The sequence below is a fragment of the Ruegeria sp. HKCCA5426 genome, assembly GCF_013034585.1.
GTDB lineage: Bacteria > Pseudomonadota > Alphaproteobacteria > Rhodobacterales > Rhodobacteraceae > Ruegeria.
Genome location: NZ_WQGH01000004.1, coordinates 331,603 through 346,423, shown reverse-complemented (window position 1 = coordinate 346,423; position 14,821 = coordinate 331,603). Strand labels below are relative to the sequence as shown.

Genomic DNA, 14,821 nt, shown 5'->3' with positions numbered 1-14,821 from the left:
ATGGCTAAAAACAGAAAACAAGACGCTGACCGTTTACCGATCAGCCAGCGCATCGACAGCCGTATGCCCAATCCAAAGCGGCGCGAAATGAGCCCGACAGATTGGGCGATCAAGGGTGAGCTGATACTTAACTGTTCCTGCGATGTGTTCTGCCCATGTGTCGTATCCTTGGGGGCGCACCCTCCGACGGAAGGGCATTGCCATGCATGGATGGGCGTGATCATCGACGAAGGTCACTATGAAGGCGAAGACCTCTCGGGGCTGAATGTCGGGCTGTTGGTCGATATTCCGGGTCGAATGGGCGAGGGCCAGTGGAAAGTCGCCGCCTACGTGGACGAACGTTCCAGCGGAAAGGCTTATAACGGCTTGCTGCAAATCTTCAGCGGTCAGGCGGGCGGTACAACCGGTCTGTTCACCATGTTGGTAAGCGAAATAATTGGCGCCGAACGCGCCCCGGTGCAGATTGAGCGTGACGGGAACAAACGCCGCATCTCGATTGGCCGCAAAATTCAGGGCGAGATCGAAATGATGGCAGGCAAAGATGCCGACCATCCGGTCATGGTATCCAACTCCAAATACTGGATGGGGCCTGATATCATTGTCGCCCGTGGAACAAAGTCCAAGGTGCGCGATTATGGCAGGGTCTGGGACTTTGGTGGAAAGTCTGCGGAAATCTGCCCGATCGACTGGCACGGCCCCAAGTAGCGAGGATTTGCAATGGCACAGATTTCGCTTTCCCGTCGTTTGCGCCGTACCCCTTTTTCCGAAGGCGTTGAGGCTGCGGGTGTCAAGGCATACACGGTTTACAACCGCATGCTTTTGCCAACGGTTTTCGAATCCGTCGAAGACGATTACCGACATCTGAAAACCCATGTTCAGGTATGGGATGTCTCATGCGAGCGGCAGGTGGAATTGCGCGGGCCAGAGGCGACGCGCTTGATGCAGATGCTGACTCCGCGTGATCTGCGGGGCATGCTTCCGGGGCAGTGTTTCTATGTTCCCATCGTAGATGAAACCGGCGGGATGTTGAATGATCCCGTCGCAGTGAAACTGTCTGAAGACCGCTGGTGGATCTCGATTGCAGACAGCGATTTGCTGCTGTGGGTCAAGGGCATTGCGAACGGATACCGTCTAGACGTGCTCGTTGATGAGCCAGACGTGTCACCGCTTGCAGTGCAAGGCCCCAAGGCGGACGAATTGATGTCACGGGTCTTTGGTGATCGCGTTCGGGACGTCCGCTTTTTCAAGTTCGACATGTTCGACTTTCAAGGGCGCGATCTGGCCGTGGCCCGGTCAGGGTATTCCAAACAGGGCGGGTTCGAGATTTATGTCGAAGGGTCCGACATCGGGATGCCGCTGTGGAACGCCTTGTTCGAGGCAGGAAAGGACCTGAACGTTCGTGCGGGATGTCCGAACCTAATTGAACGCATCGAAGGCGGTTTACTGTCATACGGCAATGATATGACCGACGACAACACGCCGCATGAATGTGGCTTGGGCAAGTTCTGCAACACGCATACGGCCATCGGTTGCATCGGGCGGGACGCTTTGTTGCGCGTGGCCAAGGAGGGCCCGGTTCAGCAAATTCGGCCCCTGGCAATCGACGGAGACCCGGTACCTGCCTGTCGTGGCACGTGGCCGATTTTGGCCGGCGGTAAACGGGTAGGGCAGGTGACCTCGGCCGCATGGTCCCCTGACTTCAAGACAAACGTGTCGATTGGGATGCTCCGGCTGAGCCATTGGGACGCGGGAACTGAAGTCATGGTTGAAACACCGCAAGGAACACGCCGCGCCGTCGTTCAGGAAAAATTCTGGATTTGATCACGTCGCCAGACGTGCAGCACACAAGAAATGAAAGGAAATCATATGTTTAACGCGCTGGTTATGGATAAGGATGAAGAAAGCGGGCTTGCAAGCGCCTCGATAAAGCAGCTTTCGACTGATGACCTGCCTCACGGTGAAGTCACCGTGGCTGTCGAATATTCTACCGTGAACTACAAGGACGGCCTGTGCTTGTCTGCAAAGGGCGGCGGACTGGTCAGAAACTATCCTCACGTGCCCGGCGTCGATTACAGCGGTACAGTCGAATCTTCGACCGACGATCGCTACAAACCCGGTGACAAAGTGGTTTCAACCGGCTGGCGCGTCGGCGAAGCTCATTGGGGTGGATATGCGCAAAGAGCCAGCGCTTTGGCCGATTGGCTGGTGCCTTTGCCCGACGGACTGAACACACGGCAGGCGATGGCAGTTGGTACTGCGGGATTCACGGCCATGCTGGCCGTAATGGCGCTGGAAGACCACGGTCTGACACCTGGTAACGGACCTGTTTTGGTAACTGGCGCCGCTGGTGGTGTCGGATCTGTAGCGACCGCAATTCTTGCCAATCTCGGCTATGAGGTCGCAGCCGTCACCGGCCGCCCAGAAGCGGGCGAATACCTCAAATCACTGGGTGCGACCACCATCGTTCCGCGTGAGGACCTGAACGAGACTGTCAAACGCCCGTTGGAGAGCGAAACGTGGGCGGGATGCGTCGACGCGGTAGGCGGCGAGATGCTGGCGCGCGTTCTGGGTCAGATGAAGTATGGGGCATCCGTTGCAGCGGTTGGTCTGGCCGGAGGGGCAGGACTTCCGGCCTCGGTCATTCCGTTCTTGTTGCGTGGCGTGAATCTTTTGGGCATCGACAGCGTGATGCAGCCTTATGAAAACCGCGTGCGTGCGTGGCAAAGGGTGGCAACCGACCTGCCGATGGACAAACTTGATGCGATGATTCAGCCCGCCACGCTGAATGATTTGCCACAATTGGGGGGCGATATCCTTAAAGGGCAGGTTAAAGGGCGTGTTGTTGTAGACGTAAACGCCTGATCCCGAAGTCTTCCTGGGGACCGACCGGTCAGTGGACCGGTCGGTCTTTTTGCCCTCTGAAGAACTCGAAAATACCGGAAACAACTCTGGTCATTGACGCATTTCCCCATCATCATTGCTATACATCCCAACCGTGATGTCTTATGAGCCTAGCAAATAGCACCTGAAGACGGGGAGTGAGCAGCATGTCTGACGATTTCGAACTGGACACTGAAGATCTAAAGCGCCGCATGGATGGCGCCATGTCCAACCTCAGAACCGAGTTTGCGTCACTGCGGACTGGTCGCGCGTCAGCGTCGATGCTGGAACCAATAATGGTTGACGCCTATGGCTCCATGACCCCAATCAATCAGGTTGGCACGGTAAACGTTCCCGAACCCCGTATGGTTACGGTCAACGTGTGGGACAAAGGTCTTGTCGGCAAAGTCGAAAAGGCCATTCGTGAAAGCGGGTTGGGAATTAACCCTCAACTGAACGGCACGATCATTATGCTGCCGATCCCCGAATTGAACGAAGAACGCCGCCGCGAGCTTGGCAAGGTCGCGGGACAGTATGCAGAACATGCACGGGTTTCGATCCGCAATGTACGCCGTGACGGTATGGACCAGATCAAGAAAGCCAAGGCTGACGGAATGTCCGAAGACGACCAGAAGTTCTGGGAAAGCGAAGTTCAGGACCTGACCGACGAGATGATCAAGTCCGTCGACGCCGCGCTTGAAACGAAACAGTCTGAAATCATGCAGGTTTGACGCCACTATGCCTGACACCGCACATACTGCACCAGTGGATGGTCCTCGTCACGTTGCCATAATCATGGATGGCAACGGTCGCTGGGCTCAGGCACGGGGCAGGCCGCGCCTGTTCGGGCATCAGGCAGGCGCGCGCCGCGTGCGTGACGTGGTCGAGGCGTGCCCGGGCCTGGGAGTAAAATATCTGACCGTCTTTGCGTTCTCGACCGAAAACTGGAAACGCACACAGGCAGAAGTTGCCGGTCTGATGAGTTTGTTCCGGCGCTATATCATCAAGGAAACACGAAACCTGACCAACAATGGGGTGCGGGTTCGGTTCATCGGTGATCGCGTTCGCCTGGATCGAAAGCTTATCGACCTGATGGATACTCTGGAAGACGCTACCAAGAACAATGATCTGGTACACTTGACCATTGCCATCAACTATGGCGGTCGGGATGAGGTCGCACGGGCCACCAAACGTCTGGCAAAGGATGTCGCGGAAGGGCGTCTGAAACCAGAAGATGTGGATGAGGAAACCCTGCCCAAGTATCTGGACACACATGTTCTTCCGGATCCTGACCTTGTTATACGCACAAGCGGTGAAGCAAGAATTTCCAATTTTCTTCTGTGGCAATCCGCCTACTCGGAATATGAGTTTATCGACACGCTGTGGCCTGATTTCACCGCAGAGGAACTCGAACGTTTGTGCCGCAATTTCGGGACGCGAGAGCGTCGGTTCGGAGCAATTTCAGCATGAGCGAAGGCCGATGGTCTGACCTGACGGCGCGCGTCCTGTCGGCGGCAGTTCTTGTCGCGATTGGCTCGATCGAGGTTTGGCTGGGCGGTCTTTGGTTTGAAGCCTTCATCGCAATTGCTTGTGGCCTGATGACATGGGAACTGGTCCGGATGATCGACCCGGATCGAACTGCGGTGGCTGTGCAATTGTCTATCCTGACGGGTGTGGCCGTTGTTCTAAGCTACCACGTGCCGCCGCTTTATAAGTTGCCGTTCCTGCTGGCACCAGCCCTTGTCGGGGCGGGGCAGATCAGTCGCGCTAAGGGGACATATGCACTGTTTGCCGTGTGGATTGCCGCTGCGGGCCTTGGGTTCATCTCAATCCGCGAAAATATGGGCTTTGGCTGGATGGTCTGGTTGATTGCCGTCGTGGTCGCCACAGATGTTGCGGGTTATTTCGTCGGCAAGGCATTTGGCGGCCCGAAATTCTGGCCGAAAGTCAGCCCTAAGAAAACGTGGTCGGGCACCGCCGGCGGGTGGGTTGCCGCTGCGTTGGTCGGGACTATTTTTGCCGTCTATGCCGGATTTGGCGTCTTGTTCGTTCTGGTTTCGGTACTGGCGTCGATGGCAAGTCAGGCCGGAGACATCATAGAAAGCGCCACCAAACGTAAGTTCGGAGTAAAAGACAGTTCGAACCTTATTCCCGGCCATGGTGGCTTTCTGGATCGCTTCGATGGGATGATGGGGGCCGCGTTGTTCGTGTTGATTGCGGGTCTGATATACACTCCGGGTGCAATGTAATGCGCAAAGTTTCAATTTTTGGCGCGACGGGTTCCATCGGTCAAAACACGATAGACCTGATTGGCAGGGACCCGTCTGCATATGACGTCGTTGCACTTACTGGGGGCGCCAAGATTGAACAGCTTGCAAAGGACGCGCGTCGTTTGAACGCCAACTTGGCTGTGACAGCCCACGAGGACAGGCTGGGCGATCTTCGCGACGCATTGGCGGGCAGCGGTATTGAAGCGGCCGCCGGACCGCAGGCCCTGACCGAAGCAGCCGCGCGTCCGGCAGACTGGGTTATGTCGGCCATTGTCGGCTCGGCAGGCCTTCCGCCTGGCCTTGAGGCGCTGAAGCAAGGCGCAACCCTTGCACTAGCCAACAAGGAAACGCTGGTCTGCGCAGGCGCTCTAGTGCTTGAGACAGCGCGCAAGCATGACGCAAAGCTTCTGCCTGTCGACAGCGAACACTCTGCCGTGTTTCAGGCGCTGGTTGGCGAGGATATGCAGGCCGTCGAACGTATCATCATAACGGCAAGCGGCGGAGCATTTCGCGACTGGCCCCTTAGCGATTTGGCAAGCGCCACGGTCGAACAGGCGTCAAGCCACCCAAATTGGAATATGGGCCAGAGGATTACCATTGACAGCGCGTCGATGTTCAACAAAGCCTTGGAATTGATTGAGACAAAAGAGTTCTTCGGCGTCGCACCAAGTCAGATCGAAGTATTGGTTCATCCCGAATCCATCGTTCATTCCTTGGTGGGATTTACTGATGGCGCGGTCATGGCCCATATGGGTGCGCCCGACATGCGTCACGCCATAGGATACGCCCTGAATTGGCCGGACCGACGCGACCTGCCGGTTGACCGGTTGAACCTTGCAAAATTGGGTCAACTTCGGTTCCACGACCCGGACGAGGCACGATACCCGGCCCTAAGGCTGGCGCGTCATGTGATGGAGCGGGGCGGGTTGTCAGGCGCAATCTTCAACGCGGCCAAGGAACGGGCGCTGGATCACTTTATCGACCGCAAGATCGGCTTTTTGGAAATGGCTGACATCGTCGAAACCGCTCTGGACAGGGCAGAGGCCGAAAGCAGCCTTATTGATGCCCCTTTGACACTTGATAACGTGCTGCAAACGGACCATCTGGCACGTAAGTGGGTAGATGAAACCGTAGCCCAACGCGCAGGATAGAATTTTGGACGTACTTTCACTGATCCCCCAATTCGGTAATCTGGTTTACACCATTGTTGCGTTTGTCATTGCGTTGTCGGTGATCGTGGCGGTGCATGAATACGGCCACTATATCGTGGGTCGGTGGTCTGGGATCCACGCCGAGGTATTCTCGATCGGGTTTGGCCCGGTCCTCTGGAGCCGAGTCGACAAGCGTGGAACACGGTGGCAGATCGCGGCGCTACCCTTTGGCGGATATGTGAAATTTCTGGGCGACGCCAATGCGGCATCGGGCAAGGACGAAGCCGCCATGTCCGAGATCACGCAGCAAAGCCCGGAAGAGTTGCGCAGAACGATGCATGGCGCGCCGCTTTGGGCACGTGCGGCGACGGTCGCTGCCGGGCCGGTTTTCAATTTCGCCATGTCCATCTTGGTTTTTGGGATGATCTTCCTGTCTCAGGGCGTAACGAAAGAGCCGTTGACGGTTGGCGCACTCGCCCCCTTGCCGGGTACGGTTCAGGAGCTTCGTGACGGGGATGAGATCATCGCCATCGCAGGCGTTCCACTACCCGAATTTGGAGAAGAAGGGGTGTGGTCCGAATTCTTGGAAGCGCTACCAGTTGAACCTGTGCTGGACTACACGGTCGTCAGAGATGGTCAGACATTGGACGTTTCCGCACCCTGGCTGATGCCTCCGCTAATCCAGCAGGTGGCACCGCGCAGCGCCGCAATGGATATCGACCTGAAGCAGGGTGACGTCATCACTGCGGTTGACGGTGAGCCGATCTTTGCGTTCGAACAGTTGAAGGACCATGTGGAAGCGTCTGACGGCAAGGTTCTTTTGCTGGATGTATGGCGCGACGGAGCAGAGCTGGAGTTTGCGCTGGCACCACGCCGCACCGATGAACCTCAGCCGGACGGCGGTTTTGTCACCCATTGGCGGATCGGGATTGTCGGCGGCATGATGCTGGAACCAGCTACGGAACCGGCGGGTATCGGCGATTCCCTTTCCGGTGGCGTAAGGCAGACAATTCGGATCGTTGAAGGATCCCTTTCGGGGATTTGGCATATGGTTACAGGTGCTATCAGTACATGTAACATGTCAGGGCCCATCGGTATCGCCGAAACCTCGGGGGCGATGGCGAGCCAAGGCGCTCAGAACTTCATCTTTTTCATAGCGGTACTGTCGACGGCGGTTGGTCTTTTGAACCTGTTTCCCATCCCGGCTTTGGATGGCGGGCATCTGGTTTTCTACGCTTACGAGGCGGTTGCAGGTAAACCACCCAGCGATGGTGTACTGCGCGTGCTGATGGGTGTCGGTGTCTCGTTGATCTTGGGCTTGATGCTTTTCTCGGTATCCAACGATTTGTTCTGCTGATTGTGGCGCGTTCGGCGCGGAAAGGCCGCAATTCCGCCCCAATTTATGGGTAATCTCTATGGCAATCGGATGATTGTTTCAGAGGATGCCATGACACGGGCCCTGCAAAAGTCGTATAAAAGCTTCAGCTTCCTATTCCTGTTGAACTGGGACTCGATCCTGTTCTTCGGCGCGACCGCTTTGGCGATGTTTGGATGCGCTTATCTGATCACAATGTGATTCTCGCATTCCACTGAAAAACAACAGTTGGCGACCTTCTGGGTCGCTTTACTTTTTGGGCTTTTGACAAGATTTCTGAATACCGCTACTCAAACCTAAAGTCCTGAAAATTTGGGTAGAGAAAAATATGACTGATAGGCGAGGCGCAGGCACATCCTGCGGGGGGCAGAAGCTAACAAACAATATTTTGTGGCGAACGCTATCCGTTTTTTCCGTTATAGTTTTAGTGAGTTTAGTGTCGGCGCCGCACGTCGCACAGGCGCAGAGTTACACCATCAATTCCTTCGACGTTGACGGGAACCGTAGGATCGAAACATCCACGATTATTGCCCGTACTGGCATCCAGCCCGGTCAGACCGTGACCGCCGGAGAATTGAACGACGCGTTTCAGCGTTTGCTTGACAGTGGTGTTTTTGAGACAGTCGAACTGACCCCGCGCGGCAATACTCTGCTGATCGAGGTTCAGGAATACCCGACGATCAACCAGATCAGCATCGAAGGAAACCGCCGCGTAAAAGATGACGTTCTGATCGAAGCAATCTCGTCTCAGCCACGCCGCGTGTTCACGCCACAGGTCGCCGAAGCCGACGCAGATCTGATCGCTGAGATTTACTCGGCGCAGGGCAGGGTGTCGGCCACCGTTATTCCGCGCATCATACGCCGCAGCGACAACCGCGTTGATCTTGTCTTTGAAATTGCTGAAGGCACGACAATCGAGGTTGAGCGCGTCAGCTTTGTCGGCAACCGCGCGTTTTCCGACCGCCGCCTGCGTCGGGTGCTTGAGACCAAGCAAGCCAATTTCCTGCGGACTTTCCTGCGGGGCGACACGTTTATCGCGGACCGGATCGAATTCGACAAACAGGTCATCCGCGATTTCTATCTGTCTCGCGGCTATGTCGACTTTCGCGTCAACAGCGCGAATGTGGAATTCACCCGCGAACGTGATGCGTTCTTCCTAGTGATGAATATCACCGAAGGGCAAAAGTTCTCGTTCGGTAAGATCTCGACTGTCAGCGAAATTCCCGGCGTCGATGCGGCTCCGTATCAGCAGGCGTTAAAAATCAAGCCCGGTGTGACTTATTCACCGTCGTTGGTTGAGAACTCGATCGCTCGTCAGGAGCGTTTGGGTATCAAGCAGGGCGTTGATTTCCTGCGCGTCGAACCGCGTGTCACACGTAACCCACGCGACCTGACGTTGGATGTTCAGTTCGTCCTGACCAAAGGACCGCGTATCTTTGTTGAACGCATCGACATTGAAGGCAACACCACAACGCTGGACCGTGTCATTCGCCGTCAGTTCGACACCGTTGAAGGCGATCCGTTCAATCCGCGCGAAATCCGGCAGGCAGCCGAACGTATCCGTGCACTGGGCTTCTTTGCGGTGGCAGACGTTGAACCGCGCGAAGGCTCGACGGCCAGCCAGGTCATTGTTGACGTGGACGTGGAAGAGCAGCCGACCGGCTCGCTGAGCCTTGGTGGTAGCTACTCGGTTTCCGACGGTTTCGGGATTGCGATCGGCCTGAATGAATCGAACTTCCTTGGCCGAGGTCAGAACCTGGGTGTGACCCTGTCGACCGCGCAGGATGCCGAGCAATATACGCTGAACTTCACCGAACCCTACCTGTTGGGACGTAGGTTGCGTTTTGATCTTGGTCTGGGCCTTGCGTCCACGAACTCGAGCTTTGCAAGCTACGACACAGAACGGGTTTTCTTCAACCCACAGCTTAGCTACTCGATTGGTGAACTTTCCGCCTTGCGCGTGCGCTATGGCTGGGACCGCAGCGAGATGACGCAGCAGGATGACGAAGTAAACGGCGCTGTGATTTCGTCAGAGATTGATCAGGGTAAGCGTACAACCAGTTCCTTGGGCGTTTCCTATGTGTACGACAGCCGGATTGGCGGTCTGAACCCGAATGCTGGTGTGTTGTTCGAAGTAGGTCTTGATGCCGCCGGACTGGGCGGAGACAACGAGTACTACAAATCAACCGCCAGAGCGATCGCTCAAACCCGTGTGCTCAGCGAAGAAGTCGTCTTGCGTGCCACGCTTGAAGCGGGTGCACTGCATTGGAGAGGCGACGACTTTAGCCGGACGATCGACCGGTTTGTGCTTGGTCCGAACACGTTCCGCGGCTTTGAACCCGCGGGTCTTGGTCCGCGCGATCTGTCCAACGGTCAGGACGACGCGATTGGCGGCAACTACTACTGGGTTGCCAGATTTGAATCGGACTTCCCGCTGGGCCTGCCCGAGGAACTGGGACTACGCGGTGGCGTGTTCTATGACGTGGGTAACCTGTATAACATCGACGATGTGAATACGGCCGGTGCTGATATCGTTGGAGCAAATGGCTCAATTCGCCACGTCATAGGGGTGTCGGTGCTTTGGGAAACACCGTTTGGACCTTTGCGGTTCAACTTCTCGAAGGCGTTGAAGAAAGAAGACTTCGACCAGGAACAGAATTTCGACCTGACCATTCAGGCACAATTCTGACCAGAGGATGATGAACACATTATCTCTTAAACTGCAGGGCCCCCTTCGGGCCCTGTGTGTTTTTTTGACCATTTTCCTTGCCGGTTTTGCTCAGGCTCAGCAACTGGGGGTTCCGCAAACGGCGGTTCTGACGATTTCCAGTGAGCGTCTGTTCGCAGATTCCGAATTTGGCCAACGTGTCCTGCGTGAGATCGAGGCTGAGGGCACATTGCTGGCCGAAGAGAATGAACGCATCGTTGCTGAGCTTAGTCGTGAAGAAAAAGACTTAACAGAGCAACGGGCCGAGCTTCCGCCGGAAGAGTTTCGACCGCTGGCTGAAGCATTCGATGAAAAGGTGCAATCCCATCGGGACGGGCAGCGGGCAAAGCTGGACGCACTTGCGCGGCGGAGTGAAGAAGCCCAGCAGATGTTTTTTGAGTTGATTCAGCCCGTGCTGATAGACCTGCTTCGTGAATCCGGAGCAACTGTCATTATAGAACGTTCAAGTGTCTTTTTAAGCTCGGACCGCACAGATGTGACCGAATCTGCGATTGCCCGGATTAACGTGGTAATCGGGGACGGAAGCACAATAGAAAACCAGGCGAACGAATAGGTTTGCTTGCCCTTGGGTCGCGGTGTTGCTAACCACGCCGGAAAGAGAAATCCAGAACGGGACACCTTCATCATGAGTACGGAAACCAAGAGCGCAGACATTCAGCTGATCCAGCGGATATTGCCGCACCGCTATCCGTTTCTGCTGGTGGACAAGGTCATCAACATCTCGGGCTATCAGTCTGCGGTTGGCATCAAGAACGTCACCATGAATGAACCGCATTTTCAGGGGCATTTTCCAGGTACTCCGATCATGCCGGGCGTCACCATCGTCGAGGCGATGGCGCAGACCGCCGGTGTGATGTTGGGCGTGGGCATGGATGTGATTGACAGCGAACTGCTGATCTATTTCATGAATATCGACAAATGCAAATTCCGCCGCAAAGTCGTACCGGGCGACGTGCTTGAGATGCATGTGGAAACTGTGCGTGGTAAAAAAGGCGGTAAGATTTTCAAGTTCAGCGGCCGCGCAACTGTTGAAGGCGAGGTAGCCGCCGAAGCTGAATTCTCGGCCTATGTTGATTGGGACATGGAAAAAACGACATGAGCGGCATTCACCCCAGCGCAATCATCGAAGACGGTGCGCAGATCGGTGAAGACTGCATCATCGGGCCGTTCTGCTATGTCGGGCCTCAGGTCAAACTGGGCGACCGGGTCGAGCTAAAGTCGCATGTGGTCGTAACCGGCGATACCTCGGTCGGGGATGAAACGGTCATCTTCAATTTCTCGGTGATCGGTGAAATTCCGCAGGACCTGAAATTCGGCGGCGAAAATACCCGACTTGAGATCGGTAAGCGCAATCGAATCCGCGAGCATGTGACAGTAAATACGGGCACGGATGGCGGTGGCGGCGTGACCCGGATCGGGGATGATTGTCTGTTGATGGCAGGCGTTCACGTGGCGCACGACGTTCAGATCGGCAACCGGGTGATCATGGTGAACCACGCCGGTGCGGCTGGGCACTGCATCATTGAAGATGACGTGATCGTAGGTGGTATTTCTGGTTTGCATCAGTGGGTCCGGGTCGGACGCGGCGCGATCATCGGTGCGCTGACGATGGTGCCGAACGACGTCATTCCCTATGGGCTGGTTCAAGCACCGCGCGGCGAGTTGGACGGGCTGAACCTGGTTGGTCTGAAACGCAAAGGTGTTTCTCGCGAGGATATCTCGGCCCTGCGCGCGGCCTTCCGTGAGCTATCGACGGGCGATGGCACATTTATGGAACGTGCGCAGCGTGTCGGCGCAGAAAACGAAAGCGAATACGTGCAACGGATCGTCGATTTTGTCACCGGACAGACAGACCGTTCTTTCCTGACCCCGAGGAAGTAACCCATGCTGGCGCTGATTGCGGGAACGGGCGCATTGCCGGATGAGGTGGTTGGCCACCTCGAAACCAAACCGATCATTTGCGCGATGGAAGGGTTCACTCCGGATAAGCTCACCGCCGATATCGTCTTTCCGCTGGAGCATCTGGGCAGTTTCATTGCCGATCTGAAAGGGCGTGGTGTCACCGAAATCTGTATGGCGGGCGCTGTAAAGCGGCCTCAGATAAACCCCTCGCGCATTGATGCCGCCACGATGCCTCTTGTGCCCGTGATTCAGCAGGCATTGATGTCCGGGGATGATAGTGCGCTGCGCGCTGTGATCGGCATTCTTGAAGAATCCGGTCTGACAGTACGCGCAGCACATGAAATCGCACCGGCCTTGTTGCCGCAACTTGGTTGTTTGACTAACACGCAGCCGTCGGATGGCGATCTGGCCGATGCAGACAGGGCGGCTGGTATTCTGCGCGCAATGGGAACGGCCGATATCGGTCAGGCCTGTGCGGTCTCAAAAGGGCAAGCGCTTGCTATTGAAAGCATCTTTGGAACTGACTGGATGCTGCAATCGCTGACCCAACGCCCTGATGCGGGCGGAGGAGTTTTGTTCAAAGCCCCTAAACCCGATCAGGACCGTCGTGCCGATCTTCCAACAATCGGCCCCGGCACAGTCTCGGGAGCCGTGGCTGCGGGTCTGACCGGAATCGTTATCGAAAAGGGCGGTGTCATTGTGTTGGATCAGGCGCGTGTCATTGAAGAATGCGACCGCCTCGGCCTGTTCCTATATGTCCGCGAGCGGGCCAACTGATGCGAGTTTTTCTGGTCGCCGGCGAACCTTCGGGCGACCGTCTTGGCGGATCGTTGATGGAAGGGTTGCGCAGCCTTGTTCCGGATGTTGAGTTCGACGGTGTTGGCGGCCCCTTGATGCAGGCACAGGGTCTAAACAGCCGCTTTCCAATGTCGGAACTCTCGGTAATGGGTTTGGTCGAGGTTCTGCCGAAGTTCTTTCACCTCAAACGTCGCATTGCCGAAACTGCTCAGGCGGTTTTGGATATGAAGCCGGATGTTCTGATTACAATCGACAGCCCGGATTTTTCCTTGCGTGTAGCCAAGATTGTCAAAGCTCAAAGCAATATCAGAACCGTACACTATGTCGCCCCAAGCGTATGGGCGTGGCGACCGGGGCGTGCGGATAAAATGGCGAAAGTCATTGATCACGTTCTGGCGCTGCTGCCCTTTGAACCCCCCTACATGGAACGGGCGGGGATGGAGTGTGATTTTGTCGGCCACCCTGTCGCCACTGAGCCGGTCGCCTCGGATCAGGAAATCACCAATTTTCGTACGGCCCATGAATTGGGTGATGCTCCGCTTTTGCTTGCTCTACCGGGTTCACGCCGGGGTGAGGTTGATCGCTTGGCTCCTGTATTTGGGCAGGCGCTTACGCTTTTTCTTCGTGATCACCCGGACATGCGGGTGGTTGTTCCGACGGTTTCGCATATGGTCGATGCGGTCCGTGAACATCTCAAAGACTGGCCGGGCAATCCGGTGGTTGTGGATCCGCGCGACCGGCCCACAGATCAAGCCGTAGACGAAAAACGGGCCGCGTTTGCATCGGCGGATTTAGCGCTTGCAGCCTCGGGCACTGTTTCACTGGAATTGGCCGCACAAAACACACCGATTGTCATCGCCTACAAGCTCAGCTGGCTGACCCAGAAAATTGCAGAGCGCATGGTAAAGCTGAAAACGGTCACCCTCGTAAATCTGGTCTCTGATACCCATGCGGTCCCGGAACGTCTGCTGGATGACTGCACTCCGGAACTCATATTTGAGGCTTTGGCCGAAGTTTATTCCAACCCCAAGGCGCAGCAGACAGCGATGGACGTGACAATGAATCGTTTGGGACGCGGCGGCGAGGCTCCTGGCCTTCGTGCGGCACGAGCGGTGTTGGACAGGCTGCCCGCGCGCCATGGTTGAACATATTCTATTTGCCATTTCTGCCGGGATTGTGACGATTTCGACCAACTTGGACAACCTTGTCATGTTGTTTGGTCTGGTAATGGTGATGAAGACGGCACGCGCCGTTATCGGTTTTGCGGTTGCGCAAGTTCTGATCCTGTCCTTGTCGCTCGCTATTGCCAGCGGGTTGGATCAAACGAGCTTCCTGCACTGGGTCGGGTATCTTGGGATTGTTCCCCTTGCGCTTGGCCTGCGCGGTATTTGGCACCAGATGTCCGGGAAAGATGATCACAAGATACCTGAGCGTGGCGCGGTCACATCGGTCGTTGTCCTGTTTCTGAGCCTGTCAATCGACACACTTGCGGCGATGACGCCTTTGTTGGCGGATTCAACACCTGCGTTCCGGGTAACCGCACTGATCGGTGCGGCCTTCGCGCTTACCGGGTTGATTGCCTTGGCGAGCTGGGGTGCCCCTCGTGCGCAAAACCTTGGTCCACGCATCGCACGACTGGACAGAATAGCCCCCTACATCATGGTTTCCGTCGGTCTTTATATCCTGATCAACAGCCCAACCGACGCCATGTGATTTT

The 14,821-nt window shown here is 56.1% G+C and carries 16 protein-coding genes; all 16 read left to right on the top strand.

The window, feature by feature from the left end; translation table 11 throughout:
* Complete coding sequence (locus GOV87_RS08945; protein WP_171121379.1) at positions 1-705, top strand: DUF1326 domain-containing protein; 705 nt, start codon at positions 1-3, stop codon at positions 703-705.
* A 12-nt stretch (positions 706-717) separates the two neighbouring features.
* On the top strand, positions 718-1,821 hold the full coding sequence (locus GOV87_RS08940) for a dimethylsulfoniopropionate demethylase (RefSeq protein WP_171211524.1): 1,104 nt from the start codon (positions 718-720) through the stop codon (positions 1,819-1,821).
* Positions 1,822-1,866: 45 nt separating this feature from the next.
* On the top strand, positions 1,867-2,862 hold the full coding sequence (acuI, locus tag GOV87_RS08935; protein WP_171121381.1) for an acryloyl-CoA reductase: 996 nt from the start codon (positions 1,867-1,869) through the stop codon (positions 2,860-2,862).
* 185 nt (positions 2,863-3,047) lie between these two features.
* Complete coding sequence (gene frr, locus GOV87_RS08930) at positions 3,048-3,611, top strand: ribosome recycling factor (protein WP_171211523.1); 564 nt, start codon at positions 3,048-3,050, stop codon at positions 3,609-3,611.
* Between the two features lie 7 nt (positions 3,612-3,618).
* Positions 3,619-4,350: an isoprenyl transferase gene (locus tag GOV87_RS08925; protein ID WP_171121383.1), complete on the top strand. Its 732-nt coding sequence runs from the start codon at positions 3,619-3,621 to the stop codon at positions 4,348-4,350.
* Entirely contained in the window at positions 4,347-5,129 is a 783-nt protein-coding gene (locus GOV87_RS08920; protein WP_171125128.1) for a phosphatidate cytidylyltransferase, read from the top strand. Before GOV87_RS08925 ends, GOV87_RS08920 begins: the two co-directional genes overlap by 4 nt.
* Positions 5,129-6,301 carry a 1-deoxy-D-xylulose-5-phosphate reductoisomerase gene (gene dxr, locus GOV87_RS08915; RefSeq protein WP_171211522.1) on the top strand — a complete coding sequence of 391 codons (1,173 nt, stop codon included), beginning with the start codon at positions 5,129-5,131 and terminating at the stop codon, positions 6,299-6,301. The genes GOV87_RS08920 and dxr overlap by 1 nt, the downstream gene beginning before the upstream one ends.
* A gap of 4 nt (positions 6,302-6,305) precedes the next feature.
* The gene (gene rseP / locus GOV87_RS08910) at positions 6,306-7,658 is read left to right on the top strand and encodes an RIP metalloprotease RseP (protein WP_171121386.1); all 1,353 of its coding nucleotides are present in this window, start codon (positions 6,306-6,308) and stop codon (positions 7,656-7,658) included.
* A 90-nt stretch (positions 7,659-7,748) separates the two neighbouring features.
* The gene (locus GOV87_RS20555) at positions 7,749-7,877 is read left to right on the top strand and encodes a hypothetical protein (protein ID WP_255431721.1); all 129 of its coding nucleotides are present in this window, start codon (positions 7,749-7,751) and stop codon (positions 7,875-7,877) included.
* Between the two features lie 127 nt (positions 7,878-8,004).
* The gene (bamA, locus tag GOV87_RS08905; RefSeq protein WP_171211521.1) at positions 8,005-10,365 is read left to right on the top strand and encodes an outer membrane protein assembly factor BamA; all 2,361 of its coding nucleotides are present in this window, start codon (positions 8,005-8,007) and stop codon (positions 10,363-10,365) included.
* A 64-nt stretch (positions 10,366-10,429) separates the two neighbouring features.
* The gene (locus tag GOV87_RS08900) at positions 10,430-10,957 is read left to right on the top strand and encodes an OmpH family outer membrane protein (RefSeq protein WP_254428761.1); all 528 of its coding nucleotides are present in this window, start codon (positions 10,430-10,432) and stop codon (positions 10,955-10,957) included.
* Between the two features lie 72 nt (positions 10,958-11,029).
* Positions 11,030-11,503: a 3-hydroxyacyl-ACP dehydratase FabZ gene (gene fabZ, locus GOV87_RS08895; protein ID WP_171121388.1), complete on the top strand. Its 474-nt coding sequence runs from the start codon at positions 11,030-11,032 to the stop codon at positions 11,501-11,503.
* Positions 11,500-12,285: an acyl-ACP--UDP-N-acetylglucosamine O-acyltransferase gene (lpxA, locus tag GOV87_RS08890; protein WP_171121389.1), complete on the top strand. Its 786-nt coding sequence runs from the start codon at positions 11,500-11,502 to the stop codon at positions 12,283-12,285. The genes fabZ and lpxA overlap by 4 nt, the downstream gene beginning before the upstream one ends.
* A gap of 3 nt (positions 12,286-12,288) precedes the next feature.
* The gene (locus tag GOV87_RS08885; RefSeq protein ID WP_171211520.1) at positions 12,289-13,083 is read left to right on the top strand and encodes an LpxI family protein; all 795 of its coding nucleotides are present in this window, start codon (positions 12,289-12,291) and stop codon (positions 13,081-13,083) included.
* Positions 13,083-14,249, top strand: coding sequence for a lipid-A-disaccharide synthase (gene lpxB, locus GOV87_RS08880; protein WP_171211519.1), 1,167 nt, complete (start codon positions 13,083-13,085; stop codon positions 14,247-14,249). The genes GOV87_RS08885 and lpxB overlap by 1 nt, the downstream gene beginning before the upstream one ends.
* Complete coding sequence (locus GOV87_RS08875; RefSeq protein ID WP_171121392.1) at positions 14,242-14,817, top strand: hypothetical protein; 576 nt, start codon at positions 14,242-14,244, stop codon at positions 14,815-14,817. Before lpxB ends, GOV87_RS08875 begins: the two co-directional genes overlap by 8 nt.
* The last annotated feature ends 4 nt before the right edge of the window (positions 14,818-14,821 follow it).